Source organism: Mesorhizobium sp. M0244, assembly GCF_040321795.1.
In the GTDB taxonomy this organism is placed as follows: Bacteria; Pseudomonadota; Alphaproteobacteria; order Rhizobiales; family Rhizobiaceae; genus Mesorhizobium.
Map to the genome: position 1 here is coordinate 1 of NZ_JAMYSE010000094.1, position 24,812 is coordinate 24,812.

The window sequence follows — 24,812 nt, forward strand, 5'->3', positions numbered from 1 at the left end:
ACAGCTTTCTGCCCTCGGCCTCGATCCCGACCTGCCAGCGATGAAGGCGATCGGTGTTCGCGAGCTCCAGGCCGCGCTGGCCGGCGCCACGAGTTTTCCCGAGGCCATCGAGCGCGCGAAGATCGCGACGCGGCAATATGCAAAGCGGCAGGCAACCTGGTTCAGGCACCAATTGGGCCCGGAATGGCAGAGTTTGCGTCCTGGTGAGGGGATCGACTCGACGATCTCACCCCCTCCTTCGAGCGCAACCTGAAAAGTCGACATCGAAAGGGCACTTCGCGTTGAAGTTGTCCAGGTTAACTGTCCGTAAGGTCCCGCATGCCATAAGGTCGGTGGGAACTTTCCAACGGGGAGCAGATGCGTTTCCACAAGGCGGAGTCAGCGTTTTTCGTCTTTATTTTCGTGATCCTGGCCGCCGGCCTGGTGACGCTTCACGCCTATGGGCTCCTGCAAGCCTTGGCGGCCGACGTTAGCAATACGCCTTCCAAACTCGATGAGATCGTCTATCTCAACAAGCTGCTGTTTGCGACCGGCGTGCTGCTGGCGACTGCGCTGTTCTTCGGCATTTTCTTCATCTATCCGCTGATCCGAAAGCAGGCGACGGAGGAGGGCAAGCTGCGCGCCATGACGGTTTCGCTCAGCGCGCGCTCGGAGACGCTGGAGCATGCGGCGCTGACCGACAGCCTCACCGGCATGCAGAACCGGCGCTATTTCGACGATGCGCTGAAGGAATATCTCGAAGAGTTCCGCCGCATCGAGAAGCCAGTCGGGCTGATGATCCTCGACCTCGACCATTTCAAACAGGTCAACGACAGCCACGGCCACGATGTCGGCGACGAGGTGTTGCGGGCCGTCGCCAATTGTCTCAAGGACATGACACGCTATCACGATGTCGTGGCGCGCCTGGGCGGCGAGGAGTTCGCGGTGGTCACGCCCAATATGGACGCCGAGCTGCTGTCCAAATTCGCCGAGCGCATCCGCAAGGCGATCGCCAACATGTCGGTGCTGACCGGCAATGTCCGACTGAAAATCACCACCAGCGTCGGACTTGCCGTCTGGGACCGCAAGGAGGCCGCCGAGGAGTTCTATCGTCGCGCCGATCGCCAGCTTTACGAGGCAAAGAGGCAGGGCCGCAACCGCGTCTGCGCCTGAAATCCCGGAGAAGAATTCATGAGGCCGGCCGACTGACGCAGCTTTCTCGACTTCCGGTGCTCATGGACTCAAATGTCCACTCCGCTCCGGGTTCTCAAAAGCCACGTCATTCGATCCGGCCTGATGAATTCCCTTCCGGGATTTGCCCCGGTTTCCTGGGTGACAATGGTTTAACTTCGGAAGCCTTTGGCCTCACAGGCTAGAAGCTGGTCGGCTCAATCGTTTTGCGGGCGTAGCCCGAAGGTCGCCGGCTTGAGGCCGTAACGCAGATCGAAATCGTCGTCCCGCTGGCTGCGTGCGGCCGGCGGTTTGCGATAGTCGGAATCGCCGGCCTGCCGGCCCGAATCGACGACTTCCGCGAACGGCATTGCCTGTTGTGGTTTCGGCACGTTGCGCAGCCGTTCGACGATCGCAACAAGGTCGACCTCGTTGCCGGTTTCGGACGGCAAGGCATCCTCGCGCTTGGCCGTGCCGGGGATCAAATCCTCGGAGAGCTTTTCGAACTTCATCCGCATCGTCGTCGCCACGCCTTCTCCGAAGGCAATGGCCTCACGCTGGCCCATCGAAGACAGGAACGCCAGCGTCGAAGCCGAGGAATCGGCGATCGCCGAGCGGATGATCGCCTGGTCCTGCTCGTTGGCGAGCCGCATGGCGAAGAACGTCGAGCACTGCGACAGTATGGTCGGGTCGAGCTCGCCAGGGCGCTGGGTGACGACGCCGAGATAGCAGCCATATTTGCGGCCTTCCTTGGCGATGCGCGACAGCGAGTGCCGCGTCGGCGCGAAACCGAGGCGCGGATCGGCCGGCATATAGCGGTGCGCTTCCTCGCACAGGAAGAGCAGCCGCAAGCGGCCTTCGCTCCACAACGCCAGGTCGAAGGCCAGCCGCGCCAGCACCGAGCACACGGAATTGACCACCTCGGACGGCATGCCGGCCATTTCGAAGCAGGTCACCGGGCGGCCGTGATGCGGCACGCGGAAAATGTTGCCGATCGTCTCGTGGATGGTGTCCTCGATCAGGCGCGAATTGAACATGAAACGGTAACGCGGATCGGATGCCGCCGATTCGATACGTGTCTTCAGTGACCTGAGGGTCGGGCGGTCGTTCTTGCTTTCCAGCAATCCCATGCGCTCGTCGACCAGCTTGATGAGGTCGGCAATGCGATAGGGCACCGGCGCGTCGGCGGTCAGCGCGTCGGTGCTGCGCCGCAGGTAGTTGCCGGAGTTCGGATTGCGGTAGAGGTTCTTGGCCGCGGGAATGAGGTCGCGCAAGGCGTCGACCTCTTCCGGGACCGTCTCGCGGCCGCGAAACAGCACCTCGGCAAATTCCTCGAGTTTGAACATCCAGAAGGGCAGGTCGAGCGTCGTCGAATCGATCCGGACGCAATATTCGGGCAACGACGCGGCGAACTCGTTGTGTGGATCAAGGATCAGCACGCGCAGCTCGGGCCGAGCGGCGATCGACTTGCGCAAAAGCAGCGACACGGCGGTCGATTTGCCGACTCCGGTGGTGCCGACAATGGCGAAATGGCGCGCCAGCGTATCGTCGATGGCAATATTGGCGTCGATGGCCTCGTCCTGCGACAGCGTGCCGATGGTTATCGAGTGACGTCCGGCGAGATCGTAGACGGCCTGCAGGTCGCGGCTGCGGATACGATGGGCAATGGCGCCGATATGCGGATAGGTTGTGATGCCTCGGTCGAAGACCGGCTTCGCGCCGGGTTCGGCGCCATCGCGCACCTCGCCGATCAGTTCGATACTGACCTCGATCGGATTCTGGCCCTCGCTGCTCCAGGCACGATCCGATTTGCCGATCTCATAAACCAGGCCGACGGTTCGTGATGTGCCGAGATTGATCGAGATCATCTTGCCGACGCTCCACAGACCGGTGACCGTGCCTTCGACATCATCGGCATAGGCGCTGATGGTGGCGCGGGCGCCGTCGCATTGCACGACATTGCCCAGGATCCGCTTGTCGTTCTGCTCCGCCCTGCGGCGCTCCAGCAAAGTCGGTTCTCCAATGGAGGCTTCGCGTTCAACGAGCATGGACAGGCCGATCCCCTTTTCCCAAAGGATGAGCCTAGCCGAACGGGGTTAAGGTGGGGTGAGGCTGGATGGTGTAGCGGACATTAAGGAGTTCGCGAAAACTGGACCAAACGGCCCTTTGCTCGACGGCAGAATTTCGATATATTGGATGAATGAACGATATAGCGAACGATATCTCCTCCACTATCGGCAGAAGGATACACGCCGAAAGGGTGGCTCGCGGTTGGTCGCTGGCGGAATTGGCGGAGCGGTCCGATGTCTCGAAAGCCATGCTGAGCACGATAGAGCGCGGCATGACGAGCCCGACTGCGGCACTCCTCGTGCGCATTGCGGTGGCCTTCGGCATGACGCTTTCCACCCTGATCGCACGGGCGGAATTGCAGGGCGGCGGCCTGCTTCGTGAAAGGGACCAGCCAGTCTGGCGCGATCCGGCCACGGGCTATATCCGGCGGCATCTTTCGCCGGTTTCGGACATGCCGCTCGAACTGATACGGGTCCAGTTGCCAGCGGGCGCCAAGGTGAGTTTTCCGGCGGCATCCTATGCCTTCATCCGGCAGCAGATCTGGCTGATTTCCGGGCGGCTGGAATTCACCGAGGGCGCCGTCGTCCACAGGCTCGAACCCGGCGATTGCCTGGCACTCGGCGCGCCATCCGATTGCGTTTTCCACTCTCCGGGGCCGGACGCCGCCGAGTATCTGGTTGCGTTGGCCAGGAGCTGATGATGGCACGACGTCCGAAACGCTCCGACAATGGCGGTCCGCCGCTCGACGACTATGACGGTCCGCCCTGGGGCAAGAGCGACCCCTATGTCTTTCTTGCCTGGCGGGCCGCTCATGCCCAGGCATGGACGGCGCCAGGCCGCGATATCATGCTGATGCGGCTGGACAAGGCCGAGCGGCTGGGCCTGACCTATGAGGAATATACGCTCGAGCTGCTGGAGCGCGGGCGACATCTGCAAGAGGAAGACGCCGAGCGCATCGCGGAAATCCGCCGGGCCAGGAAGCGGAAGCGGACCGGTCACTTCGACTGATGGGTGGCGCGTGCGGGTTACGCTGCCGCTCAGGTTGGAACCATTTCCGTCGTGGATAAGGGGAGACCACATGAATTCAATCGAAATCAACCTGCTCACCAATACTGCCGGCACGCAAAAAATAATGGTCGATTTGCTGATCGGGACGGTTGCCGCCGGCGGATCGGTCAGCTTCATGCATCCGCTGGCGCCGGAAATGGCCGCAGCCTTCTGGAACAAGTCGTTCGAGGCGGCCGCCAGAGGCGAAAGGGCGGTGCTGGGGGCCTGGAACGGCGAGTCTCTAATCGGCACCGTCACCTTACTGCTCGACTGCCCTCCCAACCAGCCGCACCGGGCCGAGATCGCCAAGCTGATGACCCGCCTCGATTATCGCGGCAAGGGCGTCGCAACCCGCCTCATGGAGGCGGCCGAAGCCCTCGCCGTGGAGAAAGGCCGCACGCTGCTGGTCCTGGACACGGCAAAGGAGGAGGGGGCTTCCGGTCTCTATGAGAAGCTCGGCTTCACGCTGGCCGGCGAAATACCGGACTACGCGCTGAAGCCGCACGGTGGGCTGACAGGCACGCTCATCTACTGGAAGCGCATTGGCCAGACACGGTAACGGCGCCGATCGCTGCCAGTGCTGATCTATCCCTTATGGTGGACCTGCTGCAGGCCGTAGACCGGTGTCGCGATGCCTTCGTGCCGCGCCTTCAACTGCAGCGACAGAAATTGCGAATAGTGCCGCGACTGGTGGAGGTTGCCACCATGGAACCAGAGCGCTTCCTGCTGGGTCGGCTTCCACATATTGCGCAATTCGCCTTCCCACGGGCCTGGATCCTTGGTGGTGTTGGAGCCGAGGCCCCAGCATTTCCCAACCTTGTCGGCGACTTCCCTTGAGATCAGGTCGGCCGCCCAGCCATTCATCGAGCCATAGCCGGTGGCGTAGACGATGAGGTCGGCCGGCAGTTCCGAACCATCGCTGAGCAGGATGGAATGCTCCTTGATCTCCGTCACTTCGACGCCGCTTTTCAGCTTGATCGAACCGTCGATGATCAGGTCGGACGCGCCGACGTCGATGTAGTAGCCCGAGCCGCGCCTGAGATATTTCATGAACAGGCCGGAATCGTCGTCACCCCAGTCGAGCATGAAGCCGGCCTTCTCCAGCCCTTTATAGAAGTCGGCGTCGCGCTTCTTCATCTCAGCGTAGGCCGGGATCTGGAATTCGTGCAGGATCTTGTAGGCTAGCGAGGCAAAGACGAGGTCGGCCTTTGCGGTCGTCATGCCGCTTTGCACCGCTTTTTCCGAGTAGAGCGAACCCAGCCCGATTTCCATCAGCGTGTCGGATTTGACGATATGGGTGGTCGAGCGCTGCACCATAGTGATATCGGCGCCGGCTTCCCAAAGTGCGGCGGCGATATCGTGCGCGGAATTGTTCGAGCCGATCACGACAGCGCTTTTGCCGACATAGGCATCGGGGCCTGGATGCTGCGAGGAATGGTGCTGATCGCCCTTGAAATTTTCCATGCCCTTGAATTTCGGCATATTGGCCTTGCCGGACTGTCCCGTGGCCAGCACCAATTGCCTGGGCTTCAGGACGATGTCCTTGCCGTCGCGATGGACGATGACGGTCCATTCCTTCTTCTCATCATCATAGGTGGCGCTCCTGGCCTCGGTGGAGGACCAATAGTTCAGCTCCATGACCTTGGTGTACATTTCCAGCCAGTCACCGATCTTGTCCTTGGGTGAGAAGACCGGCCAATTCCGGGGGAAGTCGATGTAGGGCAGATGGTCGTACCAGACCGGGTCGTGCAGGCAGAGCGACTTGTAGCGCTTGCGCCAGCTGTCGCCGGCACGCTCGTTCTTCTCGACGATGATGGTCGGCACGCCGAGCTGCCTGAGGCGGGCGCCGAGTGCAATTCCGCCTTGGCCGCCGCCGATGATCAGTGTGTAGGGCTGCGTCTTGAAGCCGAGTTCAGCGGCCTCTCTTTCGCGCTCTTCCTTCCAGGTCGGACGGTTCTTGCCGTGGCCATGCTTGGCGCCCAGCGGCCGGGCGAAGCCGGCGGATTCCTCATGACCCTTCAACTCGACCATGCTGGTCAGCAGCGTCCAAATCTTTCCTTCCTTCAGCCTGATGTGCCCAAAGCCGCGGGCCACTTCGGTTTCGAAGCTGATCCAGCCCTCCAGCACCCCGCCGTCCTCGCTGGCGTCCTCGCCGGCGGCGATCCTCCAGTTCGAAGGTTTCGTCTTCGCCAACTGGCTGACCAGCATGTCGCGCACCAGATCGCGGCCCTCCATGGTCTTGATGTTCCAGGTAAAGGTCACCAGGTCGCGCCAGTAACAATCTTCCTGAAAGCATTCGACCGCTCTGTCGATATCGCTGGCGGCAAGTGCTGCGCCGAATTGATCGAGCAGGTCGGACAGTTTCTTGGCTGGGGCCTTGTCGAGCATCAAATTTCCTCCCGTAAGTCCTGTGGCTTCACCGGACCCTCCCAGCCCGGTTGGCCGAAGTATCGCGGCAAAATGTGCGCGGCGTCACGTCGTCAAATAGTTTGGCGTGGTTTCAATGGTTTATCACAGTAGTTGTTGACTTGGCAGGAGATCATCCGTGCCGCAGCGAATCATTCGGCCCCATATCTCGGGCGCGCCGACGACGGTCAGCTTCGGCGTGTCCGGACCGCTGATACGATGGGAAGTTGAAGCTCTCGCCGATAGTCCTAGCTGTCTGAAGACTAGAGATGCGTCTTTGCAACACTACGCACGGTCATTGTAAATATTGAAAGAAAGGCTCTTGCGTCAAATTTGCCGCGAGCTTAGAGAAGCCGCCCATTCTAACCCGTCGTCCTGAAAGGAGACCTGTCAATGACCCGGCAATCCAGATCGACACATTCCGTGCCGACGCTGGAATTGCGTGCGGCTGACGGGGTTCCAATCAGGAAGAACGGCCATGGCAAAGTCCATGATCCAGCGCAGGCAGGACGCCGAGCGCGAACGTATTGAAGCATATGCAGTAACGCTGCGGCGGGTTTTTCCCGTCGCGCGTCCCGCTCCAGATTTCGAGCGGGCGCTTGACGAGGCACGTCCGTGCTTTGCCAGGATGGCGATCCGCGACGGCGCCCTATGGCGTCCAAAGCGAGATTGCGCTCCGCAAGGCTTGGTATATCGCAGTAGCGCGTGGTGACTCGCTCTACAAGGCGGGCGCCAGTGCATGGCTGTCCCGCAAGGAGGTGCATTGCTTCCTGAACTTGTCCGGCGATTTGACCTTCGACGAGGCATTTTGGGTGGCGATCGCCCGGTCCTACACGGATGATTCCGGGTTGGCGGCCCGACTTGCCAAGTCGAAAATCGCGCGCACGCCACGTAACGATCTGGCCTTCTGGCGCGAGGTGGCGCGGTTCTTCTGCGCACAACCTACGTCGAAGGAGGAGATCGACGATTTGTGCGACTATATCGGCGCCATGCACCAGCGCCGTGCAGCGTACAGCCTGAAGGGTCGCACGCTCGCCTCACTGCGTCGGCACATGGTGGAATGGCATCGCGATATCGCCGCGATCGAACGCATCGAGGCGATGCGCCGCCGCGCTGCCGGGCGGGCTCCACATACTGCCGGAATGCAGTCGCAGGGCCGCGCCTGGGATGGCTCGCGCCTCGATGACTGGGACTGGCAGCCGTCGACCAAGGAGGCAAAGGCAGCATGGCGAGCATTTCTTCGTCCGTCAGTTGAAGACAGCCGAAGATCTGGTCGCCGAGAGCCGAGCGATGCATCATTGCGTCTCGATGTACGCGGCCAAATGCATCGCCGGCAATGCCTCGATCTGGGTGCTGCGGCGCACAGCGCTCGGCAAGATCGAGCGGATGCTGACGATCGAACTCGACCCGCAAAACCGTGCGGTGCAGGTGCGCGGTTTCGGCAATCGTCTCGCTTCGCTCGAGGAGCGCAAGATCGTCGAGCGCTGGGCCAAGGCGAGAGGCGTGGTGCTCACGGCCTGAAACGAAGACCCCGCGCGGCGGAAGTGCCGCGCGGGTTGCCCAATGAGCGAATGTGCCGACGTCAGGCCAAGCGCATATTCACCGTTGACAGCGCCATCAAACCAATTCTATGGTCCGCGACCATGAAAAAGGCACTCATTCTCGTAGGAAAGCGCGTGGGCAAGGCGGTGTAACCGCCGGGCGATGACCTCCCATGCGCAAGACACAGGCTCCCTCGGGGGCCTTTTTTATTGCCCGAAACACGACTAAACGACCAGCAATCGCCAGATGGCGAACAGTACGGGACCAGACCGATGAGCAGTGGACAGAGTGAGCGGCGCGAAATGACAGGCGCTGAAATGGTGGTGCAGGCGCTGAAGGACAATGGCGTCAAGCATGTTTTCGGCTATCCGGGCGGCGCGGTTCTCCCAATTTACGATGAGATCTTCCAACAGGACGAGGTCGAGCACATCCTCGTCCGCCACGAGCAGGGCGCGGGCCATGCGGCGGAAGGCTATGCGCGCTCGACCGGCAAGGCCGGCGTCATGCTGGTGACCTCCGGGCCGGGCGCCACCAATGCGGTGACGCCATTGCAGGACGCGCTGATGGATTCGATCCCGCTGGTCTGCCTGACCGGCCAGGTGCCGACTTCGCTGATCGGCTCGGATGCGTTCCAGGAATGCGACACGGTCGGCATCACGCGGCCCTGCACCAAGCACAACTGGCTGGTGAAGGACGTCAACGAGCTCGCGGCAACGATCCACGAGGCATTCCATGTGGCAACCACAGGGCGCCCCGGTCCGGTCGTCGTCGACATCCCGAAGGACGTTCAGTTCGCCAAGGGCATCTATGTCCCGCCGCAGACGGCGCCGCGCACCAGCTACCAGCCGAAGGTTCAGGGCGACCTGGAGAAGATCAAGGCGGCGGTCGAGCTGATGGCCGGCGCCAGGAAGCCGATCATCTATTCGGGCGGCGGCGTCATCAATTCCGGCCCGGAGGCGAGCCATTTGCTGCGCGAGCTGGTCGACCTCACCGGCTTTCCGATCACCTCGACGCTGATGGGCCTCGGCGCCTATCCGGCATCGGGCAAGAACTGGATGGGCATGCTCGGCATGCACGGCACGTATGAAGCGAACATGGCGATGCACGATTGCGACGTCATGCTCTGCATCGGCGCGCGCTTCGACGACCGCATCACCGGGCGGCTGACGGCGTTTTCGCCGAATTCGAAGAAGATCCACATCGACATCGACCCGTCGTCGATCAACAAGAACGTCCATACCGACGTGCCGATCATCGGCGATGTCGGGCGTGTGCTGGAGGATCTGGTGCGGCTGTGGCGGGCAACCGCCAAGGCCGACAAGAAGGCACTTCACCCGTGGTGGGAGCAGATCGCCAAATGGCGCGCCCGCGATTCGCTCGCCTATAAGATGAACCACGAGGTGATCATGCCGCAATATGCCGTCCAGCGGCTCTATGCGCTGACCAAGGACCTCGACACCTACATCACCACCGAGGTCGGCCAGCACCAGATGTGGGCGGCGCAGCACTACCATTTCGAGAAGCCGAACCGCTGGATGACCTCCGGCGGACTGGGCACGATGGGCTACGGCCTGCCGGCGGCGCTCGGCGTGCAGATCGCCCATCCCGACGCGCTTGTTATCGATATCGCCGGCGACGCCTCGGTGCAGATGACGATGCAGGAGATGAGCGCGGCGGTGCAGCACGAGGCGCCGATCAAGATCTTCATACTCAACAACCAGTATATGGGCATGGTGCGGCAATGGCAGCAGTTGCTGCATGGCAACCGGCTGTCGCATTCCTACACCGAGGCGATGCCGGATTTCGTCAAGCTCGCCGAAGCCTATGGCGGCCACGGCATTCGCTGCGACAAGCCGGACGAGCTTGACGACGCCATCAAGGAGATGATCGCGGTCAAGAAGCCCGTCCTCTTCGACTGCCGCGTGGCGACGCTCGCCAACTGCTTCCCGATGATCCCGTCCGGCAAGGCGCATAACGAGATGCTGTTGCCTGACGAGGCGACGGACGAGGCTGTGGCCAACGCGATCGACGCCAAGGGCAGGGAACTGGTGTAGCTTGGTTCAAGGAAGCTGTGCGAAAACAGCAGATTAGCAAAAAAGTTTGAAATCGAGATTCATGTCATGAACGCACAGTTGCAACCGACCGGCTCCGCCTATTTCATCGCCAAGGAGACGGAAAAACCAGAGAACCACACGCTTTCGGTCCTAGTCGACAACGAGCCGGGCGTGCTTGCCCGGGTCATCGGCCTGTTTTCCGGACGCGGCTACAACATCGAGAGCCTGACGGTCTCGGAAACCGAGCACGAAAAACACCTGTCGCGCATCACCATCGTGACGCGCGGCACGCCGCATGTGCTGGAGCAGATCAAGCACCAGCTCGAGCGCATCGTGCCGGTGCACCGCGTCGTCGATCTCACCGTGCGGTCGCAGGAATTCGGACAGGAGCGGCCATTGGAGCGGGAACTCGCGCTGGTCAAGGTTGCCGGCACCGGCGAAGCCCGCGTCGAGGCGCTCCGGCTCGCCGATGCATTCCGCGCCAGCGTCATCGACGCCAACACCGAGCATTTCATCTTCGAGATCACCGGAAAGGGCTCCAAGCTCGATCAGTTCATCGCCATCATGAAGCCGCTCGGCCTCGTCGAAATCTGCCGCACCGGGGTGGCGGCGATGAACCGCGGCCCGCAAGGGATGTAGCTCGCAGTATCCAGTTGCTTTAGCCGCGTTTCTGCGGCGCCAAGTGATTCCACTCGGCTGCAAGATGATCTGGCGCCGCATATCTGTTCCGTCGCAATGCGATCGCCTGGCCCGGCTGCGCGCCTGGAGTGGCTTTTGCGCGACGGTCGTAAAAGGACAATAGTGCTGACTTAATTGGGAGGAAGCTATGACGCTGGATGCATTCCTTGCTCTTCTGGTCTATGCCTTCGTGACCTCGGTCACGCCGGGTCCGAACAATTTCATGCTTCTGGCTTCCGGTGTGAATTTCGGCTTCGTCAAAACGATTCCGCATATGCTGGGCATCGGCATCGGGTTCCTCGTCCTGTTGCTGGCCGTAGGCTTCGGGCTTGGCGCGGTGCTGACGGCCTTTCCAATGCTGCATACCGGATTGAAGATCGCCGGCGGCCTCTACCTGCTTTATCTCGCCTGGAAGATTGCCATGTCGCGCTCGCTCGGCGGCGAAGGCGAGGCGAAGGGCCCGCCAATGCGCTTCATCGAGGCGGCGGCGTTTCAGTGGGTCAATCCCAAGGCCTGGGTCATGGCGATCACCGCCATGGCCGTCTACACCAACCCGAATCGTCCGTTTGTGTCCGTGGTACTGATCTCGGCCGCTTTCGCCGTCGTCATGCTGCCGAGCATTTCGAGCTGGGCCGGTTTCGGCATGGCGCTGCGCGGTTTTCTGGCGGATGCGGTGCGGCTCAAATGGTTCAACATCGCCATGGGCGTGACGCTTGCGGCGACGCTGTGGCCGATGCTGCGCTAGCTGCCGTTTTATTGTGCACTGCACATTAAATCTTCGTAATGACGGCTTTTGGCCCTTTTTCGCCTTCGGCATCCTCTATTATCTGGCAAAATCGCGGCAAGAGGCTGCGAGTTGAGCTAGACTGCGACCACCGGATAACGGCGTGTCGGATCGAGAGGCCTTTTGTCGATGCGCGGAAAGATCGTATTTGCGGTGATTGCTGCAGCCTGCGTTGCCGCGGCGTGGCTCTATCTTTCGCCCACCGCAATGAGCGGTCTTCAGCAGATGCTGTCGGCGAAGCAGACGACGGCGACGGCAGACAAACCCGCCGCAGCGGCAAATGCTGCTCGCTCGACCTCGGTGGTCGCCGCCACTGCTTCAACGGCCGATTTCCCGGTCCGGCGCTATGCCATCGGCTTTATATCGTCTCCCGCGGTGGTCAGCAGCAACGCGCGGGTCTCGAGCCAGATCGTTGCGATTGCGGTGAAGGACGGACAGATGGTGAAAGCCGGCGACCTTCTGTTCTCGCTGGACGATCGCTCGTTGAAGGCGCAACTGGCACGCGATCAGGCGACGCTCGCAAAAGACCAGGCGCTGCTTGCCAGCGCCACGGCCGATCTTCAGCGCGCCAAAAATCTCGTCGCCAGGCAAGCCGGAACACAGCAGACCTATGATCAGGCCGTCGCGGCGCAAAAATCCGCCGCGGCCACCGTCGACGCCGACAAGGCGACGATCGATGCGGACGAGGTCCAGCTTGGCTTTGCGACGATCAAGGCGCCGATTTCCGGCAGGCTTGGCGCGGTCAGCGTCGCGGTCGGCGACCTCGTCACCACCAGCAACGGCAGCAGCACGTCGACCCCGCTGGTGACGATCACGCAGGTCGATCCGCTGCAGGTGAACTTCAATCTCCCCGAAAGCGACCTTGCCTTGCTGCACAAGGCGCTGGCGGCGCCGCAGCAAGGTGCGGTGACGCTGACCAGGGATGGCGACCCGAAGCCAATCGGCAGGGGAACGCTGGATTTCGTCGATTCCAGCGTAGACACGGCCTCCGGCACGATCGCAACGCGGGCGAGCGTGCCGAACGCCGATCTTTCGCTGTGGCCGGGCCAATATGTCAATGTCGTGCTCGATGCCGGCATCATGCCGCAAATGACGTCCGTTCCGACGGTTGCCGTCCAGCCCAGCCAGAAGGGTCCGTTCGTCTATGTGATCAAACCGGACAACACAGTGGAAATGCGGCCCGTGCAGGTTGCGCTGACAGAAGGCGCCAACACCGCGATCAGCCAAGGATTGAAAAGCGGTGAGCGTGTCGTCGTCGAGGGCCAAACCAAACTGAAGAACGGTGCGGCGGTGCGCGAAGGCAAGGCTTCGACCGGCACCGGCGATCAGGCGGCTCCAAAGGTCGCCGAGGCTGACAAAACGGGCGGGACACAGCCATGATTTCCGAATTCTGCATCCGCAGGCCCGTCGCCACGCTGCTCATGTCGTTCGCCCTGGTTCTGGGCGGACTGTTTGCTTACAAATTCCTGCCGGTGGCGGCACTGCCAAGTGCCGAGTTTCCGGTGGTCAACGTCTCGGCCTCGCTGCCTGGGGCCTCGCCGGAAACCATGGCGACCTCGGTGGCAACGCCGCTGATCAAGCAGTTTGCCACCATCGCCGGCATCGATTCGATCTCGACGACCAATTCGCTCGGTTCGACCTCGATCGCCATTCAGTTCGTGCTCAACCGCGACATCGATGCGGCCGCCGCCGATGTGCAGGCGGCGATCGCGCGAACGCAGCGGCAATTGCCGCCGGAGATGACCAGCCCGCCGAGCTATCGCAAGGTCAATCCAGCCGACGCGCCGATCTTGCTGATGTCCCTGGTCAGCGACACCATTCCGCTGACCGATCTCGATGCATTTGCCGAGAATGTGATCTCGCCGTCGCTGTCGACGATCGACGGCGTTGCGCAGGTTTCAATTTTTGGCCAGCAAAAATATGCCGTGCGCGTCCAGATCGATCCGACGGCGCTCGCCGCACGCGGCATCTCGATCGACCAGCTGCAGACGGCCATTGCCTCGGCCAACAGCAACACGCCGCTCGGCGTGCTCAAGAACAACAAACAGCAGCTGACCATCACCGCGAACACGCAGCTGACCAACGCGGCAGGGTTCTCCAACATCATCATCGCCACCAAGAACGGCCATCCGGTGCGGCTCGGTGAGGTGACCCGCGTCATCGATTCGGTCGAGACCACGACAACGGCAAGCTGGTACGACGGCACCCGCGCCATCATCATGGCGGTGCAGCGCCAGCCGGATGCCAACACCGTCGACGTTGTCGATCGCGTCAAGGCGATGCTGCCTTCCTTCGAGGGTCAGATGCCGGCGGCGGCGAGCATCCAGTTGCTCAACGATCGCTCGACGTCGATCCGCGAGGCGGTCGACGATGTGCAGTTCACGCTGCTGCTCACCATCGCGCTGGTGGTGATGGTGATCTTCCTGTTCCTGCGCCGGGTGACGGCGACGGTCATTCCGGCGGTGGCGGTACCGATTTCGCTCATCGCCACGCTGGGCGTGATGTACCTGTTCGGGTTTTCCATCGACAACATCTCGCTGATGGGACTGACGCTGGCGGTCGGCCTTGTCGTCGACGATGCCATCGTCATGCTGGAAAATATTTTCCGCCATATGGAGGAGGACGGGCTCTCGGCAATGGAGGCGTCGCTCAAGGGCGCCCGCGAAATCGGCTTCACCATCATATCGATCTCGATCTCGCTGGTGGCTGTGTTCATTCCCGTGCTTTTGATGGGCGGCGTGATCGGGCGCATCTTCAATGAGTTCGCGGTGGTGGTGACGGTCGCCATTCTGGCGTCGATGTTTGTCTCGCTGACGCTGACGCCGATGCTGTGCTCGCGGCTGTTGTCGTTATCGAAAGCCGAGCGAGAAGCAGCGCATGGCGAGGACCATAGACAAAACTTCTTCATGCGGGGCTATGACTGGCTGCTGACATTCTGCCTGCGCCACAATTTCCTGGTTTTCCTTGTCTTCCTCGTGACCGCCGGGCTGTCGGTCTGGCTGATCCAGATATCGCCGAAGGGCTTCTTCCCGCAGGAGGATATCGGCCAGGTCTCGGTGACGACCATCGCGCGTCAGGACATTTCCTTCGACGCCATGGTGAAGCTGCAGGGGCAAGTGGCAGACGTCTTCACCCATTCGCCCTATGTCGCGCATGTCGGCTGGTCGGCGGGCAGTGGAAACAATGCGCTCAACCAGGGCCAGCTCTTCGTGCAGCTGAAAGACAAGGACCAGCGGCCGAACATCGACAAGGTGCTTTCGGATCTGCGGCGCCAGCTTGCCAATGTACCCGGCATCGAAACCTACATGCAGCCGGTGCAGAACCTGCGACTCGGCGCGCGCTCTTCGGCGAGCGCCTACCAGCTTGCCGTGCAGGGCCTCGATACCGGCCTGACGACCGTCTGGGCGCAAAAGCTCACAGACGCAATGGCCGCCGATCATGCCGCCTTCACCGATGTCACCAATGATCTGCAGAACAACGCGCTACAGGCGACGCTGGTAATCGACCGCGACAAGGCGGCGAACCTCGGCATCGATACCGACACATTGCGCTCCAGCCTCTATGGCGGTTTCGGCACCCAGCAGGTGTCGACCATCTTCGGCTCGGCCGACAGCTACGACGTGATCATGGAACTCGATCCGAACATCGAGTGGTCGCCCGAGCGGATGCTGGCCATCAAGGTGAGAACGGCGAGCGGCAGCCTGGTGCCGCTCGGTGCCTTCGCCCGTGTCGATCGGACCGCCGGCGCCTTGACCGTCAATCAGCTCGGCCAGCTTCCGGCTGTGACCATCTCCTACAATCTGCCGCAAGGCGTGGCCCTCGGCGACAGCGTGAGCCACATCAATGCGCTGAAGGAAAAGATCGGCATGCCGCCGACGATCTCGACCACCTTCTCGGGCACGGCGAAGACATTCCAGGATTCGCTTTCCAACCAGGGACTGCTGATCGGCGGCGCGATCCTCACCATCTATATCGTGCTCGGCATGCTCTATGAGAGTTTCATCCACCCGCTCACCATCCTGACCGGGCTTCCGTCGGCGGTGCTTGGCGCGCTGGTGGCATTGCGGCTGGCGGGGATGGATCTGTCGGTGATCGCGGTGATCGGCATCCTGATGCTGATCGGCATCGTCAAGAAGAACGGTATCATGATGATCGATGTGGCGCTGGAACTCAGGCGCGAGGGGATGTCGCCTGTCGAATCCATCCACAAGGCCTGCCTCATGCGCTTTCGGCCGATCATGATGACGACGCTCGCCGCGCTGATGGGCACCATCCCGATCGCGCTCGGCACCGGCGCCAGCGCTGAACTGCGCCAGCCTCTCGGCGTGGCGGTGGTCGGCGGTCTCGTCGCTTCGCAGGCACTGACGCTGTTCGTCACGCCCGTCATCTACGTTTACATGGAGCATTTTTCCGGTTGGCTTGTTAGGCTGTGGGCGGGGCGCCATGGCGAGCCGGGCTCAGTCGAAACCGTCGCTCAGCCGTCACTGTTCGATGATGAGGAAGAACCGCTGGGTGAGCCGCAGAAAGCGGCAGCTGAATAATGCTGGCCCAAGCCGTGGTGCTTGCGGCCGGGCGTCCGCGATCGTAATTTGACGCCATGCCGCACGACCACGACCACGACAATGAACTCGATCCTTTTGCGGCGCGCGTGCGCGCGCTGGAGACGATCCTCACCCGCAAGGGCCTGATCGATCCGGCGGCGATCGATGTCATTGTCGACACCTACGAAACCAGGATCGGGCCGCGCAACGGCGCAAAGGTGGTGGCAAAAGCCTGGGTTGACCCCGACTTTGCCGAATGGCTGAAGCGCGACGCGACGGCCGCCATCGGATCGCTCAGCTACACCGGCCGACAAGGCGAGCACATGCAGGCGGTGTTCAGCACGGCCGACACACACAACCTCGTCGTCTGCACGCTGTGCTCCTGCTATCCGTGGTCAGTTCTCGGCCTGCCGCCGGTCTGGTACAAGGCGCCGCCCTACCGTTCGCGCGCAGTGATCGATCCGCGCGGCGTGCTCGAGGAATTCGGGCTGACCTTGCCGGCGACGACGACAATCCGGGTATGGGATTCGACCGCCGAGCTGCGCTATCTGGTCGTGCCTATGCGGCCCAGGGGCACGGAGGGCTGGGATGAGGCACGGCTCGCCGATCTGGTGACGCGCGATGCCATGATCGGCACGGCGTTGGCGCGGGAGCCGGCATGAACGGGCCGCAGGATCTCGGCGGACAGATGGGTTTCGGGCCGGTCGCGCCCGAACAGGACGAACCCTATTTCCATGCCGATTGGGAGAGGCGGGCGCTTGGCGTGACCTTGTGCGCCGGCGCCATGGGCGCCTGGACCATCGACGAAAGCCGGCATGCGCGGGAATCGCTGCACCCGGCCGACTACTATGCGTCGAGTTATTATGAAATCTGGATCAAGGGGCTGGAGGTGCTGCTCAAACGCCATGGTTTCGTCAGCGACCGCGATCTGGCCGTGGGCGATGCGGTCGACCAGGCGGCGACACCCAAAAGGGTGCTGAAGGCTAAAGATGTTCCGGCGGTGCTGGCCAAAGGCGGGCCTTGCGACCGGCCGGTCGCTGCGCCGGCGCGGTTCAAGGCGGGCGACCTCGTGCGAACCAAGAACTTTCATCCGACCGGTCACACCAGGTTGCCGCGCTATGCACGCGGCAAGCGAGGCCTCGTCGAGGCTGTGCGCGACGGCTTTGTCTTTCCCGACACCAATGCGCACGGCCAGGGCGAAAACCCGCAATGGGTCTATACGGTGGCCTTCGCCGGCGGCGAAATCTGGGGCGAGGGCGCCGATCCGACACTTGTCGTGTCGATCGATGCCTGGGAGAGCTATCTTGAACCGGCGTGAGACCAGCTCAGTTGCCGCCTTATTGCCCGCCGGTGTCGAGGCGCCGGTGTTTGCCGAGCCGTGGCAAGCGGAAGCCTTCGCCATCACAGTGGCGCTGCACGACAGGGGGCTGTTTTCCTGGAGCGAATGGGCGGATGCCTTGTCGACCGAGGTGAAGCGGCCGGGCGCCGCGAGCGACGGTCACGATTACTACGAGCACTGGCTGGCGGCACTGGAGAATCTGCTGTCGACCAAAGGCGTTGCCGGTAGGAACGACGTCGATATCCTTGCCGCTGCCTGGGAACGCGCCGCGCATGCTACGCCGCATGGCAAGCCGATCCTGCTGGAGAACGACCCGCAGCGGGCTGGGTAAGCTGTCGTCGCCCGATGTTGTTCTCTTTACGTTCCTGTTCGTCGCTGATAGCCTGACCCTGTCGCAGCGGCGTAATTGCCGGCGATGAAATTGATGGTGATGGCAGTCACCTTGTCTTTCCCTCGCGAATCCGGTCTGTCGCGCTGATGGAATTCTCTCCTCAACAGGATGAGGCGCTGAAGGCGGTGGCCGGCTGGCTGAAAACCGGCAGGCCGCAGCTGTTCCGGCTGTTTGGCTATGCCGGCACCGGCAAGACGACGCTGGCGCGCTATTTCGCCGAGCATGTCGACGGCCAGGTGCAGTTCGCCGCCTTCACGGGCAAGGCGGCGCAGGTGCTGCGTTCCAAGGGCGCGGTCAATGCCCGCACCATCCATTCGCTGATCTACCGGCCGAAGGGCGAGGAATCGGTAGCGGACGAGGTGACCGGCAAGACCTCGATGTCGCCGACGTTTTCGCTCAACCGGCAGAGTCCGATCTCGCGGGCCAAGCTCGTCGTCATCGACGAATGCTCGATGGTCGACGAGCAGCTTGGCCGTGACCTGATGAGCTTCGGCACGCCGATCCTGGTCCTCGGCGATCCCGGCCAGTTGCCGCCGATCTCCGGCGGCGGCTTTTTCACCGACCACGAGCCGGACATTCTGCTCACCGAAATCCACCGCCAGGCGCGCGATAACCCGATCATCAGGCTGGCGCTCGACGTGCGCGAGGGCCGCGAGTTCATGCGCGGCGACTATGGCGCGGCGCAAGTGATCGGCAAGGAAGACGTCACCCAGGAATTGGTGCTGAAGGCGGACCAGGTGCTGGTCGGCACCAACCGCACGCGCCGCCGCTATAACCAGCGGCTGCGCGAGCTGAAGGGGTTCAACGCCGATTATCCGCAAGCCGGCGACAAGCTGGTCTGCCTGCGCAACGATCCGGCCAAGGGGCTGCTCAATGGGTCGCTTTGGAAGGTGATGACCTCGTCGCGCGAGACGGTCAAGCCCGGCATCAATCTGCTGGTCTCGCCGGAGGAAGATGACCCGGATCGCGGCGTCGCCAAGATCAAGCTGCTCAAAGCCGCATTCGAGGATCCCGACGCCGACATTCCCTGGCAGCAGAAGAAGCGCTTCGACGATTTCGATTACGGCTACGCGCTGACCGTGCACAAGGCGCAAGGGTCGCAATGGAACGAGATCGTGCTTTTCGACGAAAGCTGGGCATTCAAGGAAACTCGCCAGCGTTGGCTCTACACCGCCATCACGCGCGCGGCCGAACGGCTGACGATCGTCCGATAGGGCTGTCTGGTCCGTCGTATCAGCGCTGGGCGATCGGTCTGGCGTCAAGCCATTCCCAGGCAGCGGCTTCGTCCTTGGCCTCGAAATGCCGGAGTTCGATGGGCAAAGAAGCGGGCAAAAAGGCTCTTGCCTCCGCTATCCAGTTCGGTTCGCCGACCGCCGCGCAGCGGCCGATATGTTCCACGGCATGAGCTATGCCTTGTTCGATCGTCTCATCCGATACGTCGGCCCAGTCGACACCCTCATGGTCGATCAGGCGCACCAGCACGTCGATCTTCGGATGCAGCGCGTAGGCCGCCTCCAGCAATCCGAACAGGTTTTCGGCGTCAGCCGCTGCGACATGGCCGACGACATCGATGGCGAAGAGATCTTCGCGATCGGTGTCGATGCGGCGGACCGCCGGCACGGTATCAAGAAAATTCAACAGGGAACTCCTTGCGTTCGATTTTCTTCGCTCACCTTGGAACACCTGAAACCCTCTGTCTGTTCCCGTTAAAGGCGATATAGATGCGCGCCAAGATCAGCCTGGAGCCGTGCAAATGCCTGCAAAGCTTTCCGTCAACCTCAATGCCATCGCCATGCTGCGCAACCGGCGCGACCTGCCGTGGCCAAGCGTGACCGGGCTTGGACGCATTGCCCTTGCTGCCGGCGCGCATGGGCTGACGGTGCACCCGCGACCCGACGAGCGGCACACCAGGCATTCCGATCTGCCGCAGATCAGGGCGCTGATCGACGACGAGTTCCCGAATGCGGAATTCAACATCGAGGGCTATCCGACCGAGGAATTCCTGGCGCTTGTGGAAAAGCATCAGCCGGAGCAGGTGACGCTGGTGCCGGACGACCCGGCGCAGGCGACTTCCGACCATGGCTGGAACTTCACCGCAGAGGCTGCCTTCCTGACACCGATCGTCAAGCGCCTGAAGAAGGGAGGCTTTCGCGTATCGTTGTTTTCCGGTCCGGATCCCAATGGCATGAAAGCGGCTCGCGACACCGGCGCTGACCGGATCGAACTCTATACGGGCCCATATGGCAGCTATCATTCCGATTCGGCAAAAGCGGCGAGGGAACTGGAGAAATTGGGAAAAACGGCGGATGCCGCACGGGCTGCAGGGCTCCAGGTCAATGCCGGGCACGACCTTGTGGTGAGCAATTTGCCGGCACTGGCCAGGCGCATCCCGGCATTGGCCGAAGTGTCGATCGGACATGGGTTGACAGCCGATGCGTTGGAGTATGGCATGGCCGGAACGGTCAGGCGGTTTCTGAAGGCTTGTGGCTGGTAGAGAGAGGCGAGCCGATAGCCCTGCGTTCCCGGCATGGCAGCGCGGCCTTTCCATCCCCGCAGCATAGAGCACCGCACGTCTATGGGAGTGTCGTCCATGGCCCTTGCCAACGCTGGTAGCGAGGCAGAACCCATCGAACAATCCAGCCACTCCAAGGTCGAGCAGCACAGGACCAAGGTTCTGATGCTGGGTGCGCTGGGCGTGGTTTACGGCGATATCGGCACGAGCCCAATTTACGCGTTTCGGGAAGCGCTGCACGCATCGTCGGGACCGGTAGCGCGCAACGATGTTCTCGGCGTGCTGTCGCTTATCGTCTGGGCGCTGACGATCATCGTCACGATAAAATACGTCGCCTTCGTGCTCAGAGCCGACAACAAAGGCGAGGGCGGCACGCTGTCGCTGATGGCGCTTGCGCGCAGCGCTTATCCAAAGGGAGCCCGGTTCATTCTGGGGATCGGACTTTGCGGCGCGGCGCTTTTTTTCGGCGACGCAATCATAACACCGGCCATCTCCGTGCTTTCGGCTGTCGAGGGCCTGGAAGTGGTGGCTCCGACGCTTGAAGCCTTTGTCGTTCCGATCACTCTTGTCATCCTGGCAATGCTCTTTGCCGTGCAACGGTTCGGCACCGGCCGGGTGGCGGCCGTGTTCGGGCCGGTGACGGCAGTGTGGTTCCTGGCCATCGGCGCCGCCGGGGTCTACCATCTGCTGGACGACCCGTCGGTCCTGCTGGCGATCAATCCCTATTACGCGGTCGCTTATCTTGCCAATACGCCCACCGGTGCCTTCGTCACGGTCGGGGCGGTGTTCCTGGCGGTCACCGGGGCCGAAGCCCTCTATGTCGATCTCGGCCATTTCGGGCGCAGGCCGATCGTGCTGGCATGGTTTTCCGTGGTGTTTCCTTGTTTGCTCCTCAACTATTTCGGACAAGGCGCGTTCGTTCTAGCAAATGGCGGCAAACCCACCAATCCATTCTTCCAGATGCTGCCTGATTGGGCCCTGATGCCCATGGTTGGGCTGGCTACGGCAGCGACGGTGATCGCCAGCCAAGCGGTGATCTCCGGCGCGTTCTCGCTGACGCGCCAGGCGGTGCAGCTCAATCTGCTGCCGCGCATCGAGGTGCAGCATACTTCCGAGATGCAGTCCGGCCAGATCTACATGCCGCGGGTCAATCTGGTGGTCGCGCTGGGCGTGATGTTGCTGGTGGTCGGCTTTGGCAGTTCGAGTTCGCTGGCTTCCGCCTACGGCATTTCGGTCACTGGCGAAATGCTTATGACGACCATCCTGCTGTTCGTCGTGATGCGGTTCCGGTGGAAATGGCAGCTTGCACTGGCGGCCGCGCTCACACTGCTGTTTGGCACGATCGATACCGGATTTTTCCTCGCAAACGTCGTGAAGATCCTCGAAGGCGGGTGGGTGTCGATCACGGTCGCTTGCGGCATGGGGCTGATCATGTCCACATGGATACGCGGCACGCGCTATTTGTTCGACAAGACGCGCCGGAACGAAATCCCGCTGGATTTCCTTGCCGGCAATCTGCTGAAGAAGAACCCGCATTTGGTGTCAGGCACCGCGGTGTTCCTGACCAGCGATCCGCTGAGCGCGCCGACCGCGCTGATGCACAGCCTGAAGCATTACAAGGTGCTGCACGAGCAGAACGTCATCCTTTCGGTGGTAACGGCACCGCAGCCGGTCGTGCCCGACAGCGAGCGCGTCAAGATGGAGACCGTCAACGAGCTGTTCATGCGGGTGACGCTGACCTTCGGCTACATGGAGCAGCCCAACATCCCGCGCGCGCTGGCGATCTGCCGCAAGCAGGGTTGGAAGTTCGACATCATGACGACGTCCTTCTTCCTGTCGCGGCGCTCGCTCAAGGCATCGCCCAATTCCGGCATGCCGGTCTGGCAGGACAAGCTGTTCATCGGGCTGGCGCGCTCGGCGGCCGATGCGACGGAATATTTCCAGATCCCGACCGGACGCGTCGTCGAGATCGGAACCCAGGTGGCGATCTGATACGTGTCTGTTGCAATATTCCAGCTAGTCTGCCGAGAAGGATGAGTCTATCGAGTAAGGAAGACTCGCAATGCCGGCATGGAGCCATTACGTGACGGCACTTGATATTGCAGCGCAGCAAGCGTAGAGCACCGCCCGCTTATCGGAGTGTCGTCCATGGCCCTTACCAATGCTGGTAACGAGGCAGAACCCGTCGAACAATCGAGCCATTCTGAGGTCGAGCAGCACAGCACCAAGGTGTTGATGCTGGGCGCGCTCGGCGTGGTCTACGGCGATATTGGCACCAGCCCGATATATGCATTCCGCGAGGCGTTGCATGCGTCGGCCGGTGGCAACGTCGCTGACCGTGGCGACATCCTCGGCGTACTGTCGCTAATCATCTGGTCGCTGACGATCACCGTCACCATCAAATACATCATGTTCGTGCTCCGTGCCGACAACCGAGGCGAGGGCGGGGTGCTGTCGCTGATGGCGCTGGCGCGCGGCAGTTTCCCGAAACGATCGGCGGTGATCCTCGGCATCGGCATTGTCGGCGCGGCGCTTTTTTTCGGCGACGCAGTCATTACGCCGGCGATCTCGGTGCTATCGGCGGTCGAGGGCATGAATGTCGTCACGCCGACTTTCCAGCCCTATGTGGTGCCGCTGACACTGGTCATCCTGGCGATCCTGTTTGCGGTACAGCGGTTCGGGACCGGCGGCGTAGGATTGGTGTTCGGGCCGGTTACGGCGCTGTGGTTCCTGGCCATCGGCTTTTCCGGCATTAACCACATCATCGCCGATCCGGAAATCCTGCTGGCAATCAGCCCGCACTACATCGTGTCGTTCCTGGCCAACTCGCCCGATGTCGCCTTCGTCACGGTTGGTGCGGTCTTCCTCGCCGTCACCGGCGCCGAGGCGCTCTATGCCGACCTCGGCCATTTCGGCCGCAAGCCGATCGTGCTCGCCTGGCTGGCAATAGTGTTCCCTTGTCTGTTGCTCAACTATGTCGGGCAAGGCGCGTTCGTGCTGGCAAATGGCGGCGTTGTCGGTCATCCATTCTTCGAGATGAACCAGGGCTGGACGCTTATTCCGATGGTCGTGCTGGCGACGGCGGCGACCGTCATCGCCAGCCAGGCGGTGATCTCCGGCGCTTTCTCGCTGACCAGGCAGGCGGTGCAGCTCAACATGCTGCCGCGTTTCGTGATACTGCACACGTCGGAAAAACAGTCGGGCCAGATCTATCTGCCGCGCGTCAACCTGCTGCTGGCGCTGGTGGTGATGTTGCTGGTGGTCGGCTTCGGCGAATCCACCAGACTGGCCTCGGCCTACGGCATTTCGGTGACCGGCAACATGCTGGTGACGAACATACTGCTTTTTGTTGTCATGACACGCATCTGGAAATGGCCGCTCGGCATCGCGGTGGCCTTGATGGCGGTGTTCGCCTTCGTCGATACCGGCTTCTTTGCAGCCAACATCGTCAAGGTGTTTGAAGGCGGCTGGGCCTCGCTTGCCATTGCCGCAGTTATCGTGATGACCATGTGGACTTGGATAAGAGGCACCAGGTACCTCTTCGAAAAAACCCGCCGGAACGAGATCCCGCTGGATTTCCTTGCCGGCAATCTGCTGAAGAAGAAGCCGCATTTGGTGTCAGGCACCGCGGTGTTCCTGACCAGCGATCCGCTGAGCGCGCCGACGGCGCTGATGCACAGCCTGAAGCATTACAAGGTGCTGCACGAGCAGAACGTCATCCTTTCGGTGGTAACGGCACCGCAGCCGGTCGTGCCCGACAGCGAGCGCGTCAAGATGGAGTCCGTCAACGAGCTGTTCATGCGGGTGACGCTGACCTTCGGCTACATGGAGCAGCCCAACATCCCGCGCGCGCTGGCGATCTGCCGCAAGCAGGGTTGGAAGTTCGACATCATGACGACATCCTTCTTCCTGTCGCGGCGCTCGCTCAAGGCATCGCCCAATTCCGGCATGCCGGTCTGGCAGGACAAGCTGTTCATCGGGCTGGCGCGCTCGGCGGCCGATGCGACGGAATATTTCCAGATCCCGACCGGACGCGTCGTCGAGATCGGAACCCAGGTGGCGATCTGATACGTGTCTGTTGCAATATTCCAGCTAGTCTGCCGAGAAGGATGAGTCTATCGAGTAAGGAAGACTCGCAATGCCGGCATGGAGCCATTACGTGACGGCACTTGATATTGCAGCGCAGCAAGCGTAGAGCACCGCCCGCTTATCGGAGTGTCGTCCATGGCCCTTACCAATGCTGGTAACGAGGCAGAACCCGTCGAACAATCGAGCCATTCTGAGGTCGAGCAGCACAGC

20 protein-coding genes and 1 pseudogene are annotated in these 24,812 nt (G+C 61.8%); 18 read left to right on the top strand and 3 right to left on the bottom strand.

Going from position 1 to position 24,812, the window contains the following annotated elements; all coding sequences use genetic code 11:
* Both NKJ08_RS32125 and NKJ08_RS32130 read left to right on the top strand, forming a co-directional pair.
* A pseudogene (locus NKJ08_RS32125) lies at positions 1-253 on the top strand (tRNA (adenosine(37)-N6)-dimethylallyltransferase MiaA); the annotation flags it as partial.
* 104 nt (positions 254-357) lie between these two features.
* Positions 358-1,152 (top strand): GGDEF domain-containing protein, encoded by a 795-nt coding sequence (locus NKJ08_RS32130; RefSeq protein ID WP_352785078.1) that lies wholly within the window; start codon positions 358-360, stop codon positions 1,150-1,152.
* A gap of 215 nt (positions 1,153-1,367) precedes the next feature.
* On the opposite strand, the gene NKJ08_RS32135 is transcribed toward NKJ08_RS32130, so the two are convergent.
* Positions 1,368-3,197, bottom strand: a complete 1,830-nt coding sequence (locus NKJ08_RS32135; RefSeq protein WP_352785080.1) for an ATP-binding protein — start codon at positions 3,195-3,197, stop codon at positions 1,368-1,370.
* Positions 3,198-3,349: 152 nt separating this feature from the next.
* On the opposite strand from NKJ08_RS32135, the gene NKJ08_RS32140 reads away from it, so the two are divergent.
* The 3 genes from NKJ08_RS32140 to NKJ08_RS32150 all read left to right on the top strand — a co-directional run bounded on the left by NKJ08_RS32140 (position 3,350) and on the right by NKJ08_RS32150 (position 4,825).
* A complete protein-coding gene (locus tag NKJ08_RS32140; RefSeq protein WP_352776604.1) occupies positions 3,350-3,916 on the top strand; it encodes a helix-turn-helix domain-containing protein in 567 nt (188 codons plus the stop codon).
* Positions 3,917-3,918: 2 nt separating this feature from the next.
* Positions 3,919-4,227, top strand: coding sequence for a hypothetical protein (locus NKJ08_RS32145; RefSeq protein ID WP_352776605.1), 309 nt, complete (start codon positions 3,919-3,921; stop codon positions 4,225-4,227).
* A gap of 70 nt (positions 4,228-4,297) precedes the next feature.
* Positions 4,298-4,825, top strand: a complete 528-nt coding sequence (locus NKJ08_RS32150; RefSeq protein WP_352776606.1) for a GNAT family N-acetyltransferase — start codon at positions 4,298-4,300, stop codon at positions 4,823-4,825.
* Between the two features lie 26 nt (positions 4,826-4,851).
* Here NKJ08_RS32150 and NKJ08_RS32155 read toward each other — a convergent pair whose 3' ends face one another.
* Complete coding sequence (locus NKJ08_RS32155; RefSeq protein WP_352785084.1) at positions 4,852-6,654, bottom strand: NAD(P)-binding domain-containing protein; 1,803 nt, start codon at positions 6,652-6,654, stop codon at positions 4,852-4,854.
* Positions 6,655-7,854: 1,200 nt separating this feature from the next.
* Between NKJ08_RS32155 and NKJ08_RS32160 the strand changes: the two genes are divergently transcribed.
* The 10 genes from NKJ08_RS32160 (at position 7,855) to NKJ08_RS32205 (ending at position 19,215) form a co-directional block, all read left to right on the top strand.
* Positions 7,855-8,193, top strand: a complete 339-nt coding sequence (locus NKJ08_RS32160) for a PcfJ domain-containing protein (RefSeq protein WP_352776608.1) — start codon at positions 7,855-7,857, stop codon at positions 8,191-8,193.
* Positions 8,194-8,486: 293 nt separating this feature from the next.
* Complete coding sequence (locus NKJ08_RS32165; protein ID WP_352524396.1) at positions 8,487-10,268, top strand: acetolactate synthase 3 large subunit; 1,782 nt, start codon at positions 8,487-8,489, stop codon at positions 10,266-10,268.
* A gap of 66 nt (positions 10,269-10,334) precedes the next feature.
* Positions 10,335-10,907 (top strand): acetolactate synthase small subunit, encoded by a 573-nt coding sequence (gene ilvN, locus NKJ08_RS32170; RefSeq protein WP_023676680.1) that lies wholly within the window; start codon positions 10,335-10,337, stop codon positions 10,905-10,907.
* A 187-nt stretch (positions 10,908-11,094) separates the two neighbouring features.
* Complete coding sequence (locus tag NKJ08_RS32175) at positions 11,095-11,691, top strand: LysE family translocator (RefSeq protein ID WP_352524397.1); 597 nt, start codon at positions 11,095-11,097, stop codon at positions 11,689-11,691.
* Between the two features lie 168 nt (positions 11,692-11,859).
* Positions 11,860-13,110 carry an efflux RND transporter periplasmic adaptor subunit gene (locus NKJ08_RS32180; RefSeq protein ID WP_352785089.1) on the top strand — a complete coding sequence of 417 codons (1,251 nt, stop codon included), beginning with the start codon at positions 11,860-11,862 and terminating at the stop codon, positions 13,108-13,110.
* Positions 13,107-16,271: an efflux RND transporter permease subunit gene (locus NKJ08_RS32185; protein WP_352776610.1), complete on the top strand. Its 3,165-nt coding sequence runs from the start codon at positions 13,107-13,109 to the stop codon at positions 16,269-16,271. Before NKJ08_RS32180 ends, NKJ08_RS32185 begins: the two co-directional genes overlap by 4 nt.
* Before the next feature lie 56 nt (positions 16,272-16,327).
* Entirely contained in the window at positions 16,328-16,933 is a 606-nt protein-coding gene (gene nthA, locus NKJ08_RS32190; protein ID WP_352524401.1) for a nitrile hydratase subunit alpha, read from the top strand.
* The gene (gene nthB, locus NKJ08_RS32195) at positions 16,930-17,589 is read left to right on the top strand and encodes a nitrile hydratase subunit beta (protein ID WP_352785092.1); all 660 of its coding nucleotides are present in this window, start codon (positions 16,930-16,932) and stop codon (positions 17,587-17,589) included. Before nthA ends, nthB begins: the two co-directional genes overlap by 4 nt.
* On the top strand, positions 17,558-17,941 hold the full coding sequence (locus NKJ08_RS32200) for a nitrile hydratase accessory protein (RefSeq protein ID WP_502895991.1): 384 nt from the start codon (positions 17,558-17,560) through the stop codon (positions 17,939-17,941). The genes nthB and NKJ08_RS32200 overlap by 32 nt, the downstream gene beginning before the upstream one ends.
* Positions 17,942-18,087: 146 nt before the next feature.
* Complete coding sequence (locus tag NKJ08_RS32205; protein WP_352785095.1) at positions 18,088-19,215, top strand: ATP-dependent DNA helicase; 1,128 nt, start codon at positions 18,088-18,090, stop codon at positions 19,213-19,215.
* A gap of 19 nt (positions 19,216-19,234) precedes the next feature.
* Here NKJ08_RS32205 and NKJ08_RS32210 read toward each other — a convergent pair whose 3' ends face one another.
* Positions 19,235-19,639, bottom strand: a complete 405-nt coding sequence (locus tag NKJ08_RS32210) for a SpoIIAA family protein (protein ID WP_352785098.1) — start codon at positions 19,637-19,639, stop codon at positions 19,235-19,237.
* 115 nt (positions 19,640-19,754) lie between these two features.
* Between NKJ08_RS32210 and NKJ08_RS32215 the strand changes: the two genes are divergently transcribed.
* The 3 genes from NKJ08_RS32215 (at position 19,755) to NKJ08_RS32225 (ending at position 24,581) form a co-directional block, all read left to right on the top strand.
* Positions 19,755-20,495, top strand: coding sequence for a pyridoxine 5'-phosphate synthase (locus NKJ08_RS32215; RefSeq protein ID WP_352785101.1), 741 nt, complete (start codon positions 19,755-19,757; stop codon positions 20,493-20,495).
* Positions 20,496-20,591: 96 nt separating this feature from the next.
* Positions 20,592-22,505: a potassium transporter Kup gene (locus NKJ08_RS32220; protein ID WP_352785103.1), complete on the top strand. Its 1,914-nt coding sequence runs from the start codon at positions 20,592-20,594 to the stop codon at positions 22,503-22,505.
* 156 nt (positions 22,506-22,661) lie between these two features.
* Entirely contained in the window at positions 22,662-24,581 is a 1,920-nt protein-coding gene (locus NKJ08_RS32225) for a potassium transporter Kup (protein WP_352785106.1), read from the top strand.
* Positions 24,582-24,812 lie beyond the last annotated feature (231 nt).